The organism is Microcosmobacter mediterraneus, assembly GCF_031846265.1.
Classification (GTDB): domain Bacteria; phylum Bacteroidota; class Bacteroidia; order Flavobacteriales; family Flavobacteriaceae; genus Microcosmobacter; species Microcosmobacter mediterraneus.
Genome location: NZ_JAVRIA010000005.1, coordinates 218,304 through 237,807, shown reverse-complemented (window position 1 = coordinate 237,807; position 19,504 = coordinate 218,304). Strand labels below are relative to the sequence as shown.

Below are 19,504 nucleotides of genomic sequence, written 5' to 3'. Positions count from 1 at the left end.
GCTAAAAAAATGTTAACAAAAACCGCTTAGAAATTGAGGATACTAAAATTTTAACTTTTCTCACACATTATTAGTAATTTATGAATTTAATAGCCTCTAAATTTTTAATTTCACAACGTTTCTATTAATTCATAGTTTTAATGTTACTCAATACGTATTCTAATACCGATTTTGAATGTGGTACAGATGAAGCTGGAAGAGGTTGCCTTGCTGGACCTGTAACTGCTGCCGCAGTAATATTACCCAAAACCTTCTACAACGAATTATTAAATGATTCTAAACAACTTTCAGAAAAAAAGAGATTCATTCTTAAAGATGTTATTACTAATGGGTGTATTTGTTTAGCTAGTGCTCACATATGGCAAGAGGAAATTGACACTATTAATATCCTAAACGCTTCTATTAAAGCTATGCATAATGCTATAAGTAAGCTAATAACTAAACCTACATATATTATTGTAGACGGAAATAAATTTAAAGATTATAAAAACATAATGCATAAAACAATTATTAAAGGAGATGGAAAATATTTAAGTATTGCTGCAGCATCAGTTATAGCAAAAACTGTAAGAGATGATTATATGAATGTAATCCACAACGAATTTCCTATGTATAACTGGAAACAAAACAAAGGATATCCTACTAAGGAACATAGAGACGCTATTAAAAAGTATGGTATTACTAAATATCACAGAAAATCATTTCGTTTACTTCCTGAGCAGTTACAATTAGACCTATAATTTTATATTTGCAAAAAATAGTCTTATGAAGCGAATTATTGCGCTAATTTTAATTTCCCTTACTCTTCATAATTGTAAAAAAGAATCGTTCTCTTCAGATTCTCTTCAAAACTTCTTAATTAGTAATGATAAATCTATTATAAAGATCAATGATCATAAAGAATTTATCTCCTCTTCTGAAAAAAGTAAACTCTTCCAAAATCTCAAAGTTTACAAAACCGTAGATTCAATTCAGAGTGTTATTAATCATTTAAAAGTGTTTTCACCAATTAGTGAATCGTATTTAACTTTAGGTGCTGACAATACATTTACCTACATAACAAAATATTCAGATAAAATAATAGTACAAGATTCTACACAAGTCAACAATGAGATTATATATAAAGGACTAGACAATACTATTTCAAAATTAACAATCAACAACAAATTGCTTTTTGCTACAATAAAGGATAGTGTTTTACTTTTTTCAAATTCAGAAGAAAATTTAAAACTCAGATTACTGAATACTAAATCATATTATAAGGCTAATGATCTTATTGAGTCTCTGGATGATTCTGAAAATTTTTCTACCATAATAAAATCTGATAATTTCAGATATCTTAATATTAATGATTCAATATCTTCAAGCTCTGAAAATTATTATGCGCTAGACTTAGATGTATCTTCAAATCATTTATATGCTTCTGGTGTTGTTAAAACAATTGATTCTGCAAAGACTATTTTTGACGCTTTTAAAAACACCTTAGCTCAAAATAATGCTATAGTAAAGGTAAGTCCTAAACATGTAGACAAACTGGTAAGTTTTACTTTTAATGATGTATCTAAATTTAGATCTAACCTTAACACAATCTATAGAGATGGTAGATTGGTAGATTCTATAGTTCCGTTTTTTGATTACATAAACGAAATAGGAACCATTACAAAAAACAACAAACTTGTTCTAGTAATGACATCACTGGATGCCGAACTTACCGAAGAATCTTTTTTTGAATCGATTTTTACCGAAAGCTACAAAGATGTAAAGCTCTTTAAACTGAAATCTGATGCACTTTTTTTAAATTGGTTTTACCCTTTAATAACAAACCCAGTTAGCAACTACTGCAGGCTTGATGATTTTTTTGTTTTTTCCGAAGACCTAGAATTTTTAAAATCTATAATCACCAACTACCTTAATGAATCTACGTTAGCAAACAGTGATGCTTATCTTTCATTACAACACCAACTAAATGATGAAAGTTCCTTATTACTTCTTTCTAATACTTCGCAACTAAACACCTCACTTAATAATATATTTAATACAACTGAATCTCTAGATCTAAATGAGAATACATTATCTGCTTTTCAGTTTACATACGAAACCGATTATGCTCATATTAATATTGCTATAGAAGAATCATCCAACAAAAGAGCTCCTAATGATATAAGAGAATTGCAAAATATAACACTTGATGCTGATATTCTCAATGAACCACAAGTGGTCATAAATCATAAAACCAGACAAAAGGATATTTTAGTTCAGGATGTAAACAATACCATGTATTTAATTTCTAATTCTGGTACTATACTTTGGAAAAAACAGTTAAACGGACCAATACTTGGAACTGTAGAACAAATAGACACCTACAAAAACGGAAGATTACAATTGGCTTTTGCAACACCAAATCGAGTTTACGTGCTTGATAGAAACGGAAATGATGTTAATGATTTTCCACTAAAATTTAAAGATAATATTACTCAACCGCTTTCAGTATTTGATTACGATAAAAGAAAAAATTACAGATTACTAGTTACTCAAAACTCTAAATTATTAATGTACGATAAAAACGGAAAAACAGTAAGTGGTTTTGAGTTTAATGGAACTACTAAAAGTATTCATTCACAACCTAAACATTTTAGACTTGGAAGCAAAGATTATATAGTATTTCCACAAGGAGAAAAACTTCAAATTCTCAATAGAGTTGGCAAAACAAGAGTAAGTATAAATAGTACAATAGCTTTTTCTGGAAACCCTATTTTTATTCACAAAGGAAAATTTACCACAACAACCTCTAATGGTACATTATACCAAATAGATACGAGAGGAAGGGTCTCTGAAATTAATCTTAATCTTAATGAAAACCATAACATGGTAGCTTCTAGTAAAACCTTAGTGACATTAAACGATAATATATTAAAGATTAAATCTAATGTTGTTGACCTTCCTTACGGAAATTACACGCTTCCAAAACTCTTTTATTTACAGGATAAAATTTATGTTAGTGTTACCGATTTACAAACAAAAAAAGTGTACTTATTTAATAGCCTTGGTAAGGCAATTTCTAACTTTCCAGTATATGGGAATTCTGCTATGACTTTAGATAATATGGATAATGATTCTAGATTAGAATTTATTGTAAAAGGAGACGATAATTCTGTTTTACTTTACAAGATTAATTAAAGGCTTTTAATCCTATCCAACAACACAAAATTTAAAGCTAACTATACATTGATATTTCTGAAATTAAAAAGTAATCCTTACTTTTAAAGAAGCTATTAATCTTTACTTTACATCATAATGATTTCTAAATTCTCTAAAACACTTTCATTCCTTTTAATAACTCTTATTGTTATTCCAAATTTAGAAGCCCAAACCAAAAAAATTAAGCGTCCAAAAAGCCGAGTTGGCATTAGTAGTGTAGATACTTTTGTACAAGAGTCTTTTGATCTCTACGATAAGGTCTACAAATATGATGGTTATGCAGAATCTGGTACACCTTTAGATGACGAAGATATCGATGTTTTGGAAGACGCCTTAACCGAAATGACTGCCTTAAGCGAGAGCGCACCTAATATTCTTTCAGACCTAGATGGTGCTGGTGTTTTAAAACAAGGTAAAGCCACCTTACAGATTAATAAAGCTAAAAAAGCTTTAAAATATAGTATTAAAACGGCTAAGGAATTATTACTAGGTCAACGAGAACGCGATAAAGAAAAAGAAGATACAGAGGAAAGCGATTCAGAAGACACACATAATTCTGAATCTGATAATGGTTCAAGCGAAACTCCTAATGCTGATAACAAAGAGGAAGAGCCAACAAATATTTCTGACAACATAGAAGTCTCCAGTAAATTTGATTTTGTTCCAGGTGATAAACTTTTATTTTTTGATGATTTTTCTCAAGATTTTATCGGTGATTTTCCGAGTAAATGGAACACCAATGGTAGTGGTGAGGTGGTTACTATAAACAAAGAAAAATGGTTTGATTTAAAGCAAGGCTATGGTGTATTTTTCATTCCAGATATACTGAATGGACTACCTGAAGATTACACTATTGAATTTGACTTACTCGTATCTGGTATAGATAAAAAGACGTCATCTTCAGCTAGACTTGAAGTAAAACTGGAAGATAACAATACTTTTAAAACTGGGACTAATTATGCTGTTGCAAGAATCCCTTTGTGTCAATACGTTACTGCATCAATAAATTTAAGAAACAAATTAAATAATAAAAATACTATTACCAGTAGTATAAAAGCTGATATTAGAAAAGAAATATTAAATAAACCTCACATATCAATTGCTGTAAATAAGCAACGCTTTAGATTATGGGTGAATCTAAAAAAATATGTAGATATCCCAAGAATGATTGCCGATAATTCTCCAATGCAAAGTATTAAGTTTAGTTTGTCTGCACTAAAAGAAGGGAAAGAACGTGTTTTTATAGGAAATTTAAAAGTAGCCGAAGGAGGTGTTGACCTAAGACGAAAATTATTAAGTGAAGGAAGAATCTCTACAAATGGTATATTATTCGATTCTGGTTCTGATAAAATATTACCTCAATCCTATGGTATTATTCGTCAGATTTCTCAGGTATTAATGCAAGATGAAAGCCTAAAATTAAACATTATAGGTCACACAGATTCTGATGGATCTGATGATGCTAATATGAGGCTTTCTAAAGCTCGTGCTAATGCAGTAAAGCAAGCACTTATTACTATTTATAAAATTTCTGGTGAGCGTTTAGAAACTGATGGCAAAGGAGAATCAGAGCCTATAAAAGATAATGCAACCTCTGATGGTAAAGCACAAAACAGACGCGTAGAATTTGTAAAAATCTAATCGATTAGAACGATAAGTCCCTAAATCAAAAAGCGTCAGGGTTTTCTCTGGCGTTTTTTATGTTATACAACTGTATTTTAGTACTATTGTATTCCATAAAATTTATCATAAAAATTCCACATGATTAAGCGTACAAAAGCCTCGATTTCTAAATGTATAATTCATAAAGTTGGTAATAAATTTAATCAATCTAAAAACGTATTTTCTGAGCAATGTGTAGACTTTGACGAAGCTACGTATCATTTAATGCTTTCCTATTTATTAAAACCATTTGGGAGCCTTGTAGAAAGCTATCGTTTTAATCACCATGCTGATGTAAATCTTAACGAAATAAATGTTTATACAGGTCAGATTTTGAATGATGACTCTCAATTTATTGAGACCTCAAAACATATCGTTACACATCTATTTGAGCAGTCTAATTCTGCACAAATAAAAACAGGAGATGTTGCCATTTGTAAGTTTGAAGATATCCAATATCAAGATTATTTTACGGATGCCATTGGCATCTTCAAAATAGAAACAAAAAGCGATTTTTTTCAAACACATTTAGAAGGCAATAGTTATGATATCTATGTGCAAAAAGGAATCTCTTCTAAAAAGATAGATAAAGGTGTTTTAATACTCAATACAACAGACGAAGAAGGCAATATTATTTTAAGTGTAGACCACAATAATAATGATGCACATTACTGGACAAAAAGCTTTTTAAATATTAAATTTCCTGATGATTTTAATCAAAACACCAAGAACTATTTAGAACTTTGTAGCGACTTTTCATCAGAAGTTTTACAACCAGAATTTGGTAAACACAAACAAGGGAATTTCTTAGCAAAAACCGTGGATTTTTTCAAAGAAAATGAAGTTATTAATGTTGCAAAATTTAAAGATCATATTTTTGAAGAAGACACTGTTTTGGAACTTTTTGAAGATTATAAAAAAGCTTATGAAAAAGAGCATCAGATTATACTTAGAAATCAGTTTGATGTGTCAGAAGTTGTCTTAAAAAAACAGAAAAAGAAACTAAAAACTGAAATTAAGTTAGATACTAATATCCAAATAAAACTAGATGTAGATGCGCCAGATGCTTCTGCAGAATATCTTGAAAGAGGCTATGATGAAGCCAAAAAAATGAGTTATTATAAAGTTTATTTTAATGAAGAAAATTAATCCTTTTTTACAAACTTTTTAGCTTTTCTAAAGCTATCATTTTCTACAACTACTACATAATTACCCGAAGCTAAGTAAGATATATCTACATATAACAAACTAGAATTCACAGAAGACACATGTTGTGAAATCTTTCTACCTAAATAGTCATAAATTTTAAGCGTAAAAGATTCTCCTTCAAGGTTTAACTGAGAAGCAAATTCTATACTCAAATTATCCTTTACCGGATTTGGATATACAGATAGTAAAGTAGAATTAATACTAATATCATCTATACTCAAAGCATCATTATCTAAATAATCTGGTATACCATTATTGTTAATGTCGTCGTCTGTTGGATCTCCATTTCCGTTATAATCTTCATCTAATGACAACGCTCCATCACCATCATCATCAATATCTAAATGGTTAAAAATGTTATCACCATCTGTATCTAAAAACCCTGGACTATTGCCTCCTCTATTCAAAGTATCATCAAAGACTAACTCAATATTAGTGAGTACAAAATCACCATCATCATCATCGTCTAAATAATTAGGAATACCATCAGCATCAGTATCATCATCATTTAAATTACCATTTCCATTTAAGTCTTCTTCATTGTTAACTAAGCCATCATTATCATCATCAGCACTACAATCTAATACTGAAAAGTTAATCGTAAAACCTTCATTATCTCCAAGCACTAAAATGTATTCGTTTTCTGGCATATTATCGCCTTCAACAAAGGTGATTGTACCTGAAACTGAATTCCCTTCTGAATCTAAAACACTAACTACATCTAGTTCAGGATCTACATTTAGTAAACTTGATATAAAAGCTTTATAAGCATCGATATCGAAGTCTTCAGAGCCATTACTATCAGTATCACAAACTATGCTATTAAAACCATTAAACTGATCTATTGGTGTAAATCGCCATGCCTCACTAGCACTTCCCCAAGCACTCGTATTTCTTCCTGGTGCAGTTATTCCAACTAGCTCATCATTAATTGAAGCTTGTAGACCCAAAACCGCTAATCCTCCATTCCAATCCTCACAAACTGGTCTACTCTTAATATTTACTGTAATTACTCCTGTGTCTTCATGCATAACTATTTGTGAGGACGAAAATAAATATTCACACTGAAACTGAGCTATGTCTTCAAATACAGTATAAAATTTTCTATTAGGATAAACACCTGTTATTCCTGTATAGACTCCACCGGTGGTAGAAACCGAATTATTCATATCATGAAAAGGTCCTAAAATCCCAGGATAAGGCAAATCTTCTGAAGGTAACAAAACCGGATTGTCAAAACCAAGATTCCATTCTTGGAATTCATTTGCTAGAGCTGAATCAAAAGTCACTGTACCATTAGAACCAATAACAAATTCAGTTATATTTTGTGTTGTATAAAAACTAAAATTAAAAGGTATATCAATAATATTAGAATAGATATCATCGCTATTAAATTGAATAACATCTTCTTCTTGAAATTCTTGATAAGGAATTGACTCTACAACATAGTGGAATGTATTCTGAGAGAACCCTAAAATTGTAAACAAGATAAAAACTGAGAGTAAGAGTAATAGTCTTTTCATAAATAACCGATTTAGTAACAAGTTAGGAAAAATAAGATATGTTACCCAACTATTTTAGATATTTACTACATCGGCTTCAAAAAGTTCGCTAAAGTGTTTTATAAGCTTTTGCTTAACTTCAGTTTCATCAACTTTTTCTAAACCTAATTCAACATTGAGTGATGTGACCGCTTTCCCTTTAATTCCGCAAGGAATCATCAAATCAAAATACCCTAAATCTGCATTAACATTAAGCGCAAAGCCATGCATTGTAACCCAACGGCTTGCTCTAACTCCCATAGCGCAAATTTTACGTGCAAAAGGTGTTCCTACATCCAACCAAACACCTGTTTCGCCTTTACTACGTTCTGCTATAAGATCATATTCTGCTAGTGTTCTAATAATTACCTCTTCAAGAAATCTGAGATATTTATGGATATCTGTAAAAAAATTATCAAGATCTAAAATTGGATACCCAACAACTTGTCCAGGCCCATGATAAGTAATATCACCACCTCTGTTTACTTTGTAAAATTTAGCATGTTTTGCTTTTAATTGCGCTTCATCTACTAACAAGTTACTAATATCACCACTTTTACCTAAGGTATATACATGAGGATGCTCAACAAATAAAAAGTGATTGTCTGTTTCTAATCCAGCAGCTTCTCTCCTGTTCTTAATCTTTGTGTCAAGAATAGATTTAAAGAGCTGTTCTTGGTAATCCCAAGTCTCCTTATAATCTTTAAGTCCTAAGTCTTGGACTTGTACTTTTTTGTTCAATACGTTAATCCTCTAAAACGACATCTAAATTCATAAGTTCTGGCGACTTAATCATTTCCATGAAGTTCATTTTTAAACGAACGGTTTTACCATCTTCATCAACAATGGCTTTGTTGTTAGAAACCGATTTAATTTTTTTAGGAAAAGTATAAACCAAGGTATAGCTCATAGATTCAAAAACATCCTTAGCTTCTCCCATTTGCTCCATCTCTTCCTTTAAGGCTTTTAAATCGTCCTCAGACCTTTCAATATCATCTTTAAAAGATCTAGAAAACGATTTACCATCATATTTAAAATCAACCATTTCCAAACTATTCTCAGTAGCTTTAGCCACAGCTGTATTGTTAATCTGAGACATTTGACCTGCGCCTTGAGAATTCATATTCTTTGCTTCATCTAGTCTTTTAATAAGTTCTGGTAAATCATTAAAATTATCAAAAGAAGTTCCAATTCCAATATCAAAGATACCTTCAGCCTCATCCATTCGCATTTTCATTACAAAACTCTCCAATGCCTTTAAACGCTGTTGTTCATCTTTTGATAATTTAGCAATGCTATCAGCACGTTCTTCGAAAATATCCTTAAAATAAATGATACTATCCATCTTTTCTGGTTCCTTTTCTTCAGAAGAGCTGTCCATACCCATTTCCTTCATCTTTTCCATAACTCCTGCCATATCATAAGTCATAACAAACTCTCCAGATCCATCCTCTTTAAAAGTAATTTCTTCGGTAAAATTGCAACTTGTTAATACAAAAAGCAGTGCTAATATTGATAAAATATGTTTCATAATAATGTGTATGTAATGATTAGATTAATATTACAAAGATACATTTTTATCTGTCAGGATTATTAATAATAACTAATGCTGCTATAACTCCTGGAACCCAACCACAAAGCCATAGTAAGAAGACAATAATAATAGAACCACAACCTTTATCTAAGACAGCCAAAGGTGGGCAAAAAATAGAAAGTAATACTCTCCAAATACTCATAGTAAATATAAATTTGATTGATGATACCTATAAGTCGATAATTTGTAAAGTTTGTTACAAATGCTAAAAACGTTTTTAAATCTCATAAATTATAGTAGCTTAGTCCTATGAAGCGTGTTATCGTTGTATTGACACTATTAATTAATAGCTACAGTTTTGCTCAATATTCATTTACAGGATATGTTGATGCAGAACGATGGCAGAATACAGCTTACCTATCTATTGTTGAAGATTACAGAAAATTATCTGGAGTATATTCTGAACAAATCATAGCAAAAGCTAAAGCCGATTCTACTGGTTTCTTTAAGTTTGAAGGAAGTGCATTAGAACCTGAACAACGTATATATAGAATACATGTAGATAATTGCCCAGAAGACGACCAAGATTCTAATCATTTTGATGGACATTGTGAAGATAGTAAGGAGATTATTTTTATTGCCAGAAATAAAGACACCATTCACTTTCCACTAACTTTTGATAAACAGATGTTTTGTGATGTTACCTCAAATAATCCTAAATCATTAACTATTGCTAAAGTAGATTCTCTTAAAGAAGAGATGCGTTTTGCCTACACGGAAATTAGAAGTGAAGCTAATAGAAGGCTTAATGATAAAACATGGTTTAAAAAGCTACAAGACTTTGGTAAGGAACTCAACGAGCCCTTAGCCGAACTTTACATTTATTCGTTCTTATCTGATCGTAGTAGCGATTTACACGATTATTACCTAGAGGATTTAGAATCTAACCGTTATTATATTGGACTTCAAGATCGCTTAGCGTCATATTATGCAAATACCAAATATTCTAAGCAATACGACTCCGAATTAGCTTCCGATCAGTTTTCAATTACTAATAACGATAGATCCAATGATTTTGAATGGAACTATATACTCTTCGCTTTATTAGCCCTTTCAATTCTTGGCAATATCTTATTTTTTATTAGTAAAAAACGAAAGCAATCTCAGGAAACAAGCCACCTTAAAGCAAAACTTACAAAGCAAGAACAGAATATTTTAAACTGTGTTTTAGAAAATAAAACCAATAAAGAGATTGCAGAAACTATGTTTGTAAGTCTTAGTACTGTAAAAACACATACAAATAATATTTACAGAAAGTTAAATGTGCAATCTAGAGACGAAGTTAAAGATCTATTTAACAAGTAGTTAAGAAAATCAAACCAGGTACTAGTACCGATTTCAAACCCTATTTACTGTTATTTTTTTATAGAATTCATTGATGTTTGCTCCAGTATTAATCAATAAAAATTTTAATTATGAAACGAACAGTAAACACTTACCTTACATTAATTCTTATTAGTGTATTTAGTTTAGGATCTTTAAATGCTCAAGATATGGCTATGGCAGAACATAAAGCCAAAGTAGCAATTATAGATTTTGAAGCCGAGATTGTAGATTATGGTACAATTACACAAAATTCAGACGGATTACGTGTATTCACTTTCACGAATACTGGTGATGCACCATTATTAATTACCAATGTAAAAACAAGCTGTGGTTGTACAGTACCAAGTTACTCTAAAGCACCTATTTTGCCTGGACAAGATGGAACTTTAGACATTAAGTACAATACCAAAAAGCTTGGTGCATTCACAAAAACAATAACCGTAATATCTAATGCTGAGGGCGGAAATAAAATCCTTAAAATAAAAGGTAATGTTATTGCCTCAAAGTAAACTATAACTATGTTTAGCCCTTTTTCATAACTATGACAAAGGGCTTTTCTATACCATTAATCTAAATACATCCAATCATGAAACAAATAATCATTGCTTTTACTATTTTATATATTCCAATCTTATCCTCAGCACAAACATTAAATCATGAAATTACCAATGATGAAGAAACTCCTTTTCTTCTAGGGAAAATTGACAAAAAAGGCCTTGAAGGCGAACATTACAAAACCTGGTTTTCAGCAAACTATAATGCTTATGATCCCAATACAAACACTATCAAAATTTTAAAGGAAAAAGGTCTCAACAATTACAATATTCTTCTGTTTTTGGGTACTTGGTGTGGCGATAGTAAAAAGGAAGTTCCTAGATTGTTTAAAGTTTTAGAGGATTCAAACTTCCGTATGGATCAATTAACTGTTATAGCATTGAGTAGAAAACGAAATATGTACAAACAAAGTCCTGAGCATTATGAAGCTGGTTTAAATATTCATCGTGTACCAACAGCCATTTTTTATAAAGATGGTAAAGAAGTAAATCGTATTGTAGAGCATCCAATAGATAGTTATGAAAAAGATATTGAAAATATCATTACAAAGAATACATACAAACCAAACTATCAAATCGTTTCAGAAATAAATGATATTCTAAAAAACGAAGGTCTTAACGGACTTCAAAAGAAAACAAAAAAGCTTTTAAAACGCTATGATGGTAAGGTCTCTAGTATGTTTGAACTCAATACCTATGGTCGCATACTTTATGGTATAGGCGAAATTGAAGAAGCCCTTACAGTCTTTAGGCTGAACACCAAATTGTTTTCAGATCAACCAAGAACTTACATGAGTTTAGCAAATACTTTAGGTATAAGTGGAAACAAAGACAAAGCCATAAAAACACTTACAAAAGCAATTAAGTTGCATCCAGACAATCAAGACCTTATTGAAAATTTAAATAGGATTAAATCTAATTAGAAAGGTGTTTCGTTATGTTTTGAAATAATGTAATTTTGCAGTTCCAAAAGAATACGAATGCAACTTTCAGAACAAGAATTAGTAAGACGCGAAAAGCTAGGCAAATTAAGAGCCTTAAATATCAATCCTTATCCTGCAGATTTATTTCCTGTTAATCATACTTCAAAACAGATTAAAGAATCATTTGAAGACCAGAAACAAGTTGTAATTGCTGGTCGTTTAATGTCTCGTCGTATTCAAGGAAAGGCCTCATTTGCCGAGTTGCAAGATAGTGAAGGTCGTATTCAAGTGTATTTCAACAGAGATGAAATATGTATTGGAGAAGATAAAACCTTGTACAATGACGTCTATAAAAAGCTTCTTGATATTGGTGATTTCATTGGTATAGAGGGTGAATTATTCACAACTCAAGTTGGTGAAAAAACGGTTATGGTAAAAGATTTTAAGCTATTAAGTAAAGCGCTTAAACCATTACCTTTACCAAAGCAAGATGCAGATGGCAATACCTATGATGAGTTTAATGATGCCGAAATGCGATATCGTCAGCGTTATGCAGATTTAGCTGTGAATCCTCACGTTAAAGAAGTATTTGTTAAACGCACTAAACTTTTTAATGCCATGCGTCAGTTTTTTAACGATGCTGGATATTTTGAGGTTGAAACACCTATTTTACAGCCTATTCCTGGTGGTGCTGCAGCACGACCATTTATAACACATCATAATAGCTTAGATATTCCATTATACATGAGAATTGCTAACGAATTATACTTAAAACGACTCATTGTAGGTGGTTTTGATGGTGTTTATGAGTTTTCTAAAAACTTTAGAAATGAAGGTATGGATAGAACTCATAATCCAGAGTTTACTGCTATGGAAATCTACGTAGCTTATAAAGACTACAATTGGATGATGGATTTCTGTGAGCAACTGTTACAGCATTGTGCTATTGCTGTAAACGGAACTACAAAAGCCACTTTTGGCGAATATGATGTAGACTTTAAAGCGCCTTATGCTCGAGTAACTATGGCAGATTCTATTAAACATTTTACAGGATTTGATATTACAGGAAAATCTGAAGATGAGATTAGAGCAGCTGCTATAGGTATGGGAATCGAAGTCAATGACACCATGGGAAAAGGCAAACTTATCGATGAGATATTTGGCGAAAAATGCGAGGGTAACTATATACAACCTACATTTATCACAGACTATCCTAAAGAAATGAGTCCGTTGTGCAAAGAGCATAGAACAAATCCTGAGTTAACAGAACGTTTTGAGCTTATGGTTTGTGGTAAAGAAATAGCTAATGCCTATTCTGAATTAAACGACCCTATCGATCAACGCGAACGTTTTGAACACCAATTGAAATTGGCGCAAAAAGGTGATGATGAAGCTACTGAGTTTATAGATTTTGACTTTTTACGAGCATTAGAATACGGAATGCCTCCTACTTCAGGTATGGGAATTGGTATGGATAGATTAATTATGTTTTTAACTAATAATCAATCTATACAAGAAGTCTTATTCTTCCCTCAAATGAAACCAGAGAAAAAGGCTATTGCTATGACTGATGAGGAAAAAGCGGTTTTTAACATCTTAAAAACCTACTCACCTATAAATTTAAATGATCTTAAATCTCAGTCTGGCTTATCTAACAAGAAATGGGATAAAACCATTAAAAGCTTGACTAAAAATAGCTTAGCAAAGGTTAATAAAACAGAAGAAGGTCTGTTTGTAGTAATATTGTAATACCAACATGTTCACTATTCAATACACCATTTCATCGAATTCTTCTTGGAGATTCAAGCTATTTTAGTATTTTGCCATGCTATTTTTAAAGAAAAAGACCAAATCGATGAAAAAATTTAACTTTTTTATCTGCCTATTTGCATTGGTATTAATCTCATGTGGTGATGATGACGATGCCATGGTGCCACAGTGTGTTAACCCAATAAACTTGGAAGAATCAAATATTACTTTTGATTCCGTAGCGTTGTCATGGGACGATTTAAACAACACAAATTCTTTTACTGTTGAATACGGATTATCTGGTTTTGAACAAGGATCAGGAACTACAATTAATAGCACAGAAAACTCACTTTTATTAACCGGATTAACAGCGAACACTACATACGATTACTATGTGCAGACATCATGTGATGTTTCTAACGTAAGCTTGTGGTCAGAGGTTAAAAGTTTTACAACTCTAGCATCACCTGTGATTCCACAGTTTTTAACTAATCTTTCAGATTTGAATTTATTCTCTGGAAATCTTGCAGACCTAACACCAACGCCTTATGCTTTTGAATATGAGCTAAGTACTCCTTTATTTTCTGACTATGCGCACAAGCATCGTTTTATAGCTTTACCTATAGGCACTACATTAGGATATGAAGATGATGGACTCCCAATTTTTCCTGATAATACAGTTATTGCAAAAACATTTTTTTACAACAACGATGAACGTAATTTATCTTTAGGAAGAAAGATTATAGAAACAAGACTACTTATTAAAATAGAAGGCTCTTGGGAAACAGCAGATTATAAGTGGAATGATGCACAAACCGACGCTGTTCTAGATTTTGATGGTAGTGTAGTACCAATAACTTGGATAGATGCAGAAGGTGACATAAATAATCTTAACTATGAAATTCCGTCTAACACAGACTGTTTTACATGTCACCAAACCTTTAATGAAATAACACCAATAGGTCCAAGGTTAAGAACATTAAATTTTGTAAAAAATGGTGTTAACCAATTACAGCAATTTATTGACGAAAATTACATCACAGGTATATCGTCTTCAGATAATGTTTCAGCGCTTCCCGTCTGGACAGACGATTCATACACGTTAGAACAAAGAGCTAGAGCATATTTTGATATTCAATGTGCACATTGTCATATCAAAGGCGGTTTTTGTGAAACACAATCACCTTTACGCTTAGATTTTGAATCATCCTTTGACGATTCTAAGATTTTTGATCAGCGTTTTAGTATTCAATCACGAATCAGTAATTTTATTCCTGGTTTTAGTATGCCATTTATAGGAACTACTACTATCCATGATGAAGGTGTAGAACTATTACAAGCGTATTTAGACACCTTATAATTAGTCGTTAAAGAAATATTAAAAGTTCTTAGTTGTTTTAAAGTTGGTCTTATAATCGTTAATTTCACGCTCTAACTTTTAAACCAACAATTTTGAAACATTTTAATGCAAAGCTAGTACTCTTAGCTTCTGTATTCTTGGTATTGTCATGTTCTACAACCAAGAAAGCAAGTAAATCAAAAAAATCTGGAACAACAGCTATGGCTAAGCCACCAGCAAAAAAGCCAGGTAAAAACGATATTCAACCTTACAGTAAGGTTATTACAAAAGAGGCAAAAACCGACGAAGGTTTATTTGCTGTACATAAAATAGACGATAAGTATTTTTACGAAATCCCAGATTCTCTATTTGAAAGAGAAATGCTTATGGTTACACGTATTTCTAAAACTGCCAATGGTATTGGTTTTGGTGGAGGAAAACAGAATACTCAAGTGCTTCGCTGGCAAAAGAAAGATAAAAAAGTAATCCTTAGAGTAGTTTCGCATCAAGTCTATGCAGCAGATTCATTACCTGTTCATGAAGCTGTAATGAATTCTAATTTTGAACCTGTATTATACACGTTCCCAATTAAAGCCTTCAGTAAAGACTCTATGAATACAGTAATTGATGCTACCAACCTATTCAATAAAGATGTTAAAGCCCTTGGATTACCTCAATTTAGAAGAACACAATACAGAGTAACACGTATGGATGGTGAAAAATCGTTCATTGAATCCATTAAAAGTTATCCTCAAAATATAGAAGCACGTCATGTAAAAACGTATGCTGCTGGGAGACCTCCTTCTAACTCTAGTACAGGAACTATTTCTATAGAAATTAATAACTCTATGGTTTTACTACCTAGCGAACCTATGAGACGTCGTTATTTTGATGAACGTGTTGGTTGGTTTGCTCGTGGACAAGTAGATTATGGTCAAGAAAATCAACGTAGTAAAACACTAACGTATTTAGACCGTTGGAGATTAGAAGTTAAAGACGAAGATATGGCTAAATTTAGACGAGGAGAACTCGTTGTGCCAAAGAAACAAATTGTTTATTATATTGATAGAGCCACACCTGTGAAATGGCGCAAATACATAAAACAAGGTATAGAAGATTGGCAAGTAGCATTTGAAGCTGCTGGTTTTAAAGATGCAATCATTGCAAAAGATCCACCTTCAATTATGGAAGATCCAGAATGGAGCCCAGAAGATGTACGTTATTCAGTGGTACGTTATTTAGCATCGCCAATTCCAAATGCTAATGGACCTCACGTTTCTGATCCAAGATCAGGTGAAATCTTAGAAAGTGATATCAATTGGTATCATAATGTAATGTCTTTACTAAGAGGCTGGTTCTTTGTGCAAACAGCAGCTATTAATCCTGAAGCTAGAAGCCCAGAATTTAAAGATGAAGTAATGGGTCGTTTAATACGGTTTGTATCTGCTCATGAAGTAGGTCATACTTTAGGTTTACCTCATAACATGGGAAGTAGTGTTGCTTATCCTGTTGAAAAACTTCGTGATGCTGAATTTACTAGTAAGTATGGTACTGCACCATCTATTATGGATTATGCACGTTTTAATTATGTAGCGCAACCAGGTGATGAAGGTGTAGCCTTAATGCCAAATATTGGAGTTTACGATAAACATGCTATAGAATGGGGTTATAGACCTATTTTAGACGCTGCAACAGCAGAAGACGAAAAACCAACATTGAATAAGTGGATTACAGATCATGCAGGAGATCCTATGTATCGTTTTGGACATCAGCAAGCTGGTGATGTTGTAGATCCTAGTTCGCAAACAGAAGATCTTGGTGATGATGCTATTTTAGCTAGTGATTATGGTATTAAAAACTTAAAGCGTATTGTACCTAACCTAATAGAATGGACTACAGAAGCAGGAGAAGATTATGACGATCTAGGTGAAATGTATGGTCATGTAGTATCTCAATTTAATAGATATATGGGACACGTTTCTAACAATATTGGTGGTGTATATGAGCATTACAAAACAGCTGAACAAGAAGGTGCTGTTTACACACATGTTCCAAAAGCTCATCAGAAAAATTGCTTGGAATTTGTTATCGACAACTTATTTAAAACACCAGATTGGCTCATTGATGAAAACATATTTAATCGTATACAGTTTGTTGGCTCAGTAGAGCGTGTTAGAAGCACACAAGCCAGAACCTTAAATAATATTTTAAGTCTTGGTAAAATGGCTCGAATGATTGAGAATGAAACCATGAATGGTAACGATGCATATAAATTATTAGATATGATGCGTGATCTTAGAAATGGTGTTTGGTCAGAACTTCGTTCTGGTAGAACCATAGATACGTACAGACGTAATTTACAACGTGCACACATTGATCGTTTAGCATTTTTAATGACTGCACCAAATCAATCTGGCAGAACATTTAGTCCTTATGTTAAAGTTACACCTTTAAACACAAGTCAATCTGATGTAAGAGCTGTTGTAAGAGCAGAGTTAAACACGTTACAACGTAATGCTAGAGCAGCAGTTAGCAGAACTAGTGATCAAATGAGTAAGGTTCATTTACGAGATATTGTAGAACGAATCGATGCTATTTTAAATCCTAATGGATAAAGCATAAGAATTATTATACTCAAAAGGCTTCAATTAATTTTGAAGCCTTTTTTAATTTAGAATTTTTTCTATTTCAGAATTGAACAGTTTAAAATCTGCTAGATTATTATGATTTCCTCCTTCAATAGCTATAAAATTAATGGATTGTTTTGAGATTTCTTTTAGCTTTTTTCCAGAAGAAAAAGGCACAACATAATCGTCTGTACCATGAAAAATGGTAATAGGACAATCAACAGATTCTAAAAATTGATACGTTGGCATTTTGTATTTAAGTAATTGCTTAACAGGAAAAATAGGAAAGCGATGTTTAGCTACGTCAGCAATACTATAATATGGTGTTTCTAAAATAAGTTGTTTTACATCATGCTTTGAAGCTATATTGGCAGCAATACCTGTTCCTAGAGAACGTCCATAAACTATCACATCTTTAGAAGCATAAAACTGATTAATGTAATTGTAACATAACTCGGCATCATGATACAAAGCCTTTTCACTTAATTTACCAGTACTTTTTCCGTAAGTACGATAATCCATGATAAAGACATCATAGTTATAATCTACAAATCGCTCAGTAATTTTTCCCCATCGTGATAAATCACCAGCATTTCCATGAAAATATAGGATAACACCTTTTGGATCTTTAGCTTTAAAATGAATAGCATTAATCATTGCTCCATCTTGAGCATTTAGATTAACCTCTTCAAAAGATGTATTAAATTGAAACTGATAATTCTGTTCTAGCACTGTTGGCCTAAACATCATTTTTTCTTGTATAAAATATAATGCAGTTCCTATCATAACATATAATGCAAGGAGTATTAATGCTACCTTTTTAAGCCTTTGTTTTCGATTTTTTTGAGGAGTGAATGACATTAATGCTGGTCGTTGAAAGGTCTAAGATTTTAGATTCCGAATTAAGGATATCATCTAACATGTTATGATACGATTCAAAATTATTCAAATTTTTATGACCTCCACCAATTACTGTATGTAATTTGGTTAGCTTGGGATTAATTTGGGATAATTTCACACTAGTTTTATAAGGAATCAACTTGTCATGTGTACCATGAATAATATGAATAGGACACTGTACGTACTTTAACCATTTATAGGTCGGTAATGGATATTTCATTAATAATGATAGTGGCATAAATGGTGCATAGCGAGCAGTAACCTTAGTTAGACTGTAATATGGAGCATCCAGAATTAATAGTTTAGGATTATTCATAGATGCTAATTTAGCCGCAAAACCTGATCCTAAAGATCGACCATAGAGTATAATTCTATCTTCCGTAGTCATCTCTTTGAGTTTATTGTAGACTAATTGCAAATCTCTTTTAATTGCTTTTTGAGAACGTCTACCAGTACTCTTACCAAAACCTCTATAATCTACCATAAGTACATTATAACCATGCCTTGTGAAATCTACAGCAAACTTTCCCCACCCTTTTATACTCTTAGAATTTCCTTTTAAGTATAATACAACACCTTTACTCTCACCTTTAGGAAAAAATCGAAGCCCATTAATAACAGCACCATCTCTAGTTTCTAAATTATACTCTTTGGTTTCTTGATTATCGTAATTAAACTGAAAGTCTTTTGGAAGTTTCTCTGGCTTAAATAGCATATAATCTTGCAGATAATATAATGCTATACTTATAGCAATATAAATACTCAAAATTAATACAATGGTGGATAACCAATATGCCATAGACTATGTTATTGATACAAGATAGTAAAAATTGAATGATCTATTTTTTTGTTAAACAAATTATAAAATTGATTTTCAAATTA

At 31.9% G+C, this 19,504-nt stretch carries 16 protein-coding genes; 10 read left to right on the top strand and 6 right to left on the bottom strand.

What is annotated here, in order from left to right; all coding sequences use genetic code 11:
- Positions 1-140 precede the first annotated feature (140 nt).
- The 4 genes from rnhB (at position 141) to RM697_RS10550 (ending at position 6,009) form a co-directional block, all read left to right on the top strand.
- Complete coding sequence (gene rnhB / locus RM697_RS10565; RefSeq protein ID WP_311427857.1) at positions 141-740, top strand: ribonuclease HII; 600 nt, start codon at positions 141-143, stop codon at positions 738-740.
- A 25-nt stretch (positions 741-765) separates the two neighbouring features.
- The gene (locus RM697_RS10560; protein WP_311427856.1) at positions 766-3,177 is read left to right on the top strand and encodes a ribonuclease HII; all 2,412 of its coding nucleotides are present in this window, start codon (positions 766-768) and stop codon (positions 3,175-3,177) included.
- A 117-nt stretch (positions 3,178-3,294) separates the two neighbouring features.
- Positions 3,295-4,839, top strand: coding sequence for an OmpA family protein (locus RM697_RS10555; RefSeq protein ID WP_311427855.1), 1,545 nt, complete (start codon positions 3,295-3,297; stop codon positions 4,837-4,839).
- A 120-nt stretch (positions 4,840-4,959) separates the two neighbouring features.
- Complete coding sequence (locus RM697_RS10550; RefSeq protein WP_311427854.1) at positions 4,960-6,009, top strand: nucleoid-associated protein; 1,050 nt, start codon at positions 4,960-4,962, stop codon at positions 6,007-6,009.
- Here RM697_RS10550 and RM697_RS10545 read toward each other — a convergent pair.
- Genes RM697_RS10545 through RM697_RS10530 form a run of 4 tightly spaced genes read right to left on the bottom strand, consistent with a single transcriptional unit; the run spans position 6,006 to position 9,346 of the window.
- Complete coding sequence (locus RM697_RS10545; RefSeq protein WP_311427853.1) at positions 6,006-7,592, bottom strand: T9SS type A sorting domain-containing protein; 1,587 nt, start codon at positions 7,590-7,592, stop codon at positions 6,006-6,008. The two genes, RM697_RS10550 and RM697_RS10545, sit on opposite strands and share 4 nt — an antisense overlap.
- 54 nt (positions 7,593-7,646) lie before the next feature.
- Positions 7,647-8,351 (bottom strand): lipoyl(octanoyl) transferase LipB, encoded by a 705-nt coding sequence (gene lipB, locus RM697_RS10540; protein ID WP_311427852.1) that lies wholly within the window; start codon positions 8,349-8,351, stop codon positions 7,647-7,649.
- A gap of 4 nt (positions 8,352-8,355) precedes the next feature.
- Positions 8,356-9,141 carry a ubiquitin family protein gene (locus RM697_RS10535; protein ID WP_311427851.1) on the bottom strand — a complete coding sequence of 262 codons (786 nt, stop codon included), beginning with the start codon at positions 9,139-9,141 and terminating at the stop codon, positions 8,356-8,358.
- A 46-nt stretch (positions 9,142-9,187) separates the two neighbouring features.
- Positions 9,188-9,346 (bottom strand): YqaE/Pmp3 family membrane protein, encoded by a 159-nt coding sequence (locus tag RM697_RS10530; RefSeq protein WP_311427850.1) that lies wholly within the window; start codon positions 9,344-9,346, stop codon positions 9,188-9,190.
- Between the two features lie 107 nt (positions 9,347-9,453).
- Here RM697_RS10530 and RM697_RS10525 point away from each other — a divergent pair, with 107 nt between their 5' ends.
- The 6 genes from RM697_RS10525 to RM697_RS10500 all read left to right on the top strand — a co-directional run bounded on the left by RM697_RS10525 (position 9,454) and on the right by RM697_RS10500 (position 17,710).
- Positions 9,454-10,509: a helix-turn-helix domain-containing protein gene (locus RM697_RS10525; RefSeq protein WP_311427849.1), complete on the top strand. Its 1,056-nt coding sequence runs from the start codon at positions 9,454-9,456 to the stop codon at positions 10,507-10,509.
- 110 nt (positions 10,510-10,619) lie between these two features.
- Positions 10,620-11,039 carry a DUF1573 domain-containing protein gene (locus RM697_RS10520; protein WP_311427848.1) on the top strand — a complete coding sequence of 140 codons (420 nt, stop codon included), beginning with the start codon at positions 10,620-10,622 and terminating at the stop codon, positions 11,037-11,039.
- Between the two features lie 77 nt (positions 11,040-11,116).
- The gene (locus RM697_RS10515; RefSeq protein ID WP_311427847.1) at positions 11,117-12,007 is read left to right on the top strand and encodes a hypothetical protein; all 891 of its coding nucleotides are present in this window, start codon (positions 11,117-11,119) and stop codon (positions 12,005-12,007) included.
- A gap of 57 nt (positions 12,008-12,064) precedes the next feature.
- Entirely contained in the window at positions 12,065-13,756 is a 1,692-nt protein-coding gene (gene lysS, locus RM697_RS10510; RefSeq protein WP_311427846.1) for a lysine--tRNA ligase, read from the top strand.
- A 106-nt stretch (positions 13,757-13,862) separates the two neighbouring features.
- Positions 13,863-15,116, top strand: coding sequence for a fibronectin type III domain-containing protein (locus tag RM697_RS10505; RefSeq protein WP_311427845.1), 1,254 nt, complete (start codon positions 13,863-13,865; stop codon positions 15,114-15,116).
- A gap of 89 nt (positions 15,117-15,205) precedes the next feature.
- Positions 15,206-17,710, top strand: coding sequence for a zinc-dependent metalloprotease (locus RM697_RS10500; protein WP_311427864.1), 2,505 nt, complete (start codon positions 15,206-15,208; stop codon positions 17,708-17,710).
- Positions 17,711-17,761: 51 nt separating this feature from the next.
- Here RM697_RS10500 and RM697_RS10495 read toward each other — a convergent pair whose 3' ends face one another.
- Together RM697_RS10495 and RM697_RS10490 are read right to left on the bottom strand one after the other, a co-directional pair.
- Complete coding sequence (locus RM697_RS10495; protein WP_311427844.1) at positions 17,762-18,508, bottom strand: alpha/beta hydrolase; 747 nt, start codon at positions 18,506-18,508, stop codon at positions 17,762-17,764.
- A gap of 34 nt (positions 18,509-18,542) precedes the next feature.
- Positions 18,543-19,421, bottom strand: a complete 879-nt coding sequence (locus RM697_RS10490) for an alpha/beta hydrolase (RefSeq protein ID WP_311427843.1) — start codon at positions 19,419-19,421, stop codon at positions 18,543-18,545.
- Between the last annotated feature and the right edge of the window lie 83 nt (positions 19,422-19,504).

Bases quoted from the DNA above. Each gene is read 5' to 3' on its own strand.
- rnhB (WP_311427857.1), top strand. From the start codon at position 141: ATGTTACTCAATACGTATTCTAATACCGATTTTGAATGTGGTACAGAT.
- RM697_RS10560 (WP_311427856.1), top strand. From the start codon at position 766: ATGAAGCGAATTATTGCGCTAATTTTAATTTCCCTTACTCTTCATAAT.
- RM697_RS10555 (WP_311427855.1), top strand. From the start codon at position 3,295: ATGATTTCTAAATTCTCTAAAACACTTTCATTCCTTTTAATAACTCTT.
- RM697_RS10550 (WP_311427854.1), top strand. From the start codon at position 4,960: ATGATTAAGCGTACAAAAGCCTCGATTTCTAAATGTATAATTCATAAA.
- RM697_RS10545 (WP_311427853.1), bottom strand. From the start codon at position 7,592: ATGAAAAGACTATTACTCTTACTCTCAGTTTTTATCTTGTTTACAATT.
- RM697_RS10535 (WP_311427851.1), bottom strand. From the start codon at position 9,141: ATGAAACATATTTTATCAATATTAGCACTGCTTTTTGTATTAACAAGT.
- RM697_RS10530 (WP_311427850.1), bottom strand. From the start codon at position 9,346: ATGAGTATTTGGAGAGTATTACTTTCTATTTTTTGCCCACCTTTGGCT.
- RM697_RS10525 (WP_311427849.1), top strand. From the start codon at position 9,454: ATGAAGCGTGTTATCGTTGTATTGACACTATTAATTAATAGCTACAGT.
- RM697_RS10520 (WP_311427848.1), top strand. From the start codon at position 10,620: ATGAAACGAACAGTAAACACTTACCTTACATTAATTCTTATTAGTGTA.
- RM697_RS10515 (WP_311427847.1), top strand. From the start codon at position 11,117: ATGAAACAAATAATCATTGCTTTTACTATTTTATATATTCCAATCTTA.
- lysS (WP_311427846.1), top strand. From the start codon at position 12,065: ATGCAACTTTCAGAACAAGAATTAGTAAGACGCGAAAAGCTAGGCAAA.
- RM697_RS10505 (WP_311427845.1), top strand. From the start codon at position 13,863: ATGAAAAAATTTAACTTTTTTATCTGCCTATTTGCATTGGTATTAATC.
- RM697_RS10495 (WP_311427844.1), bottom strand. From the start codon at position 18,508: ATGATAGGAACTGCATTATATTTTATACAAGAAAAAATGATGTTTAGG.
- RM697_RS10490 (WP_311427843.1), bottom strand. From the start codon at position 19,421: ATGGCATATTGGTTATCCACCATTGTATTAATTTTGAGTATTTATATT.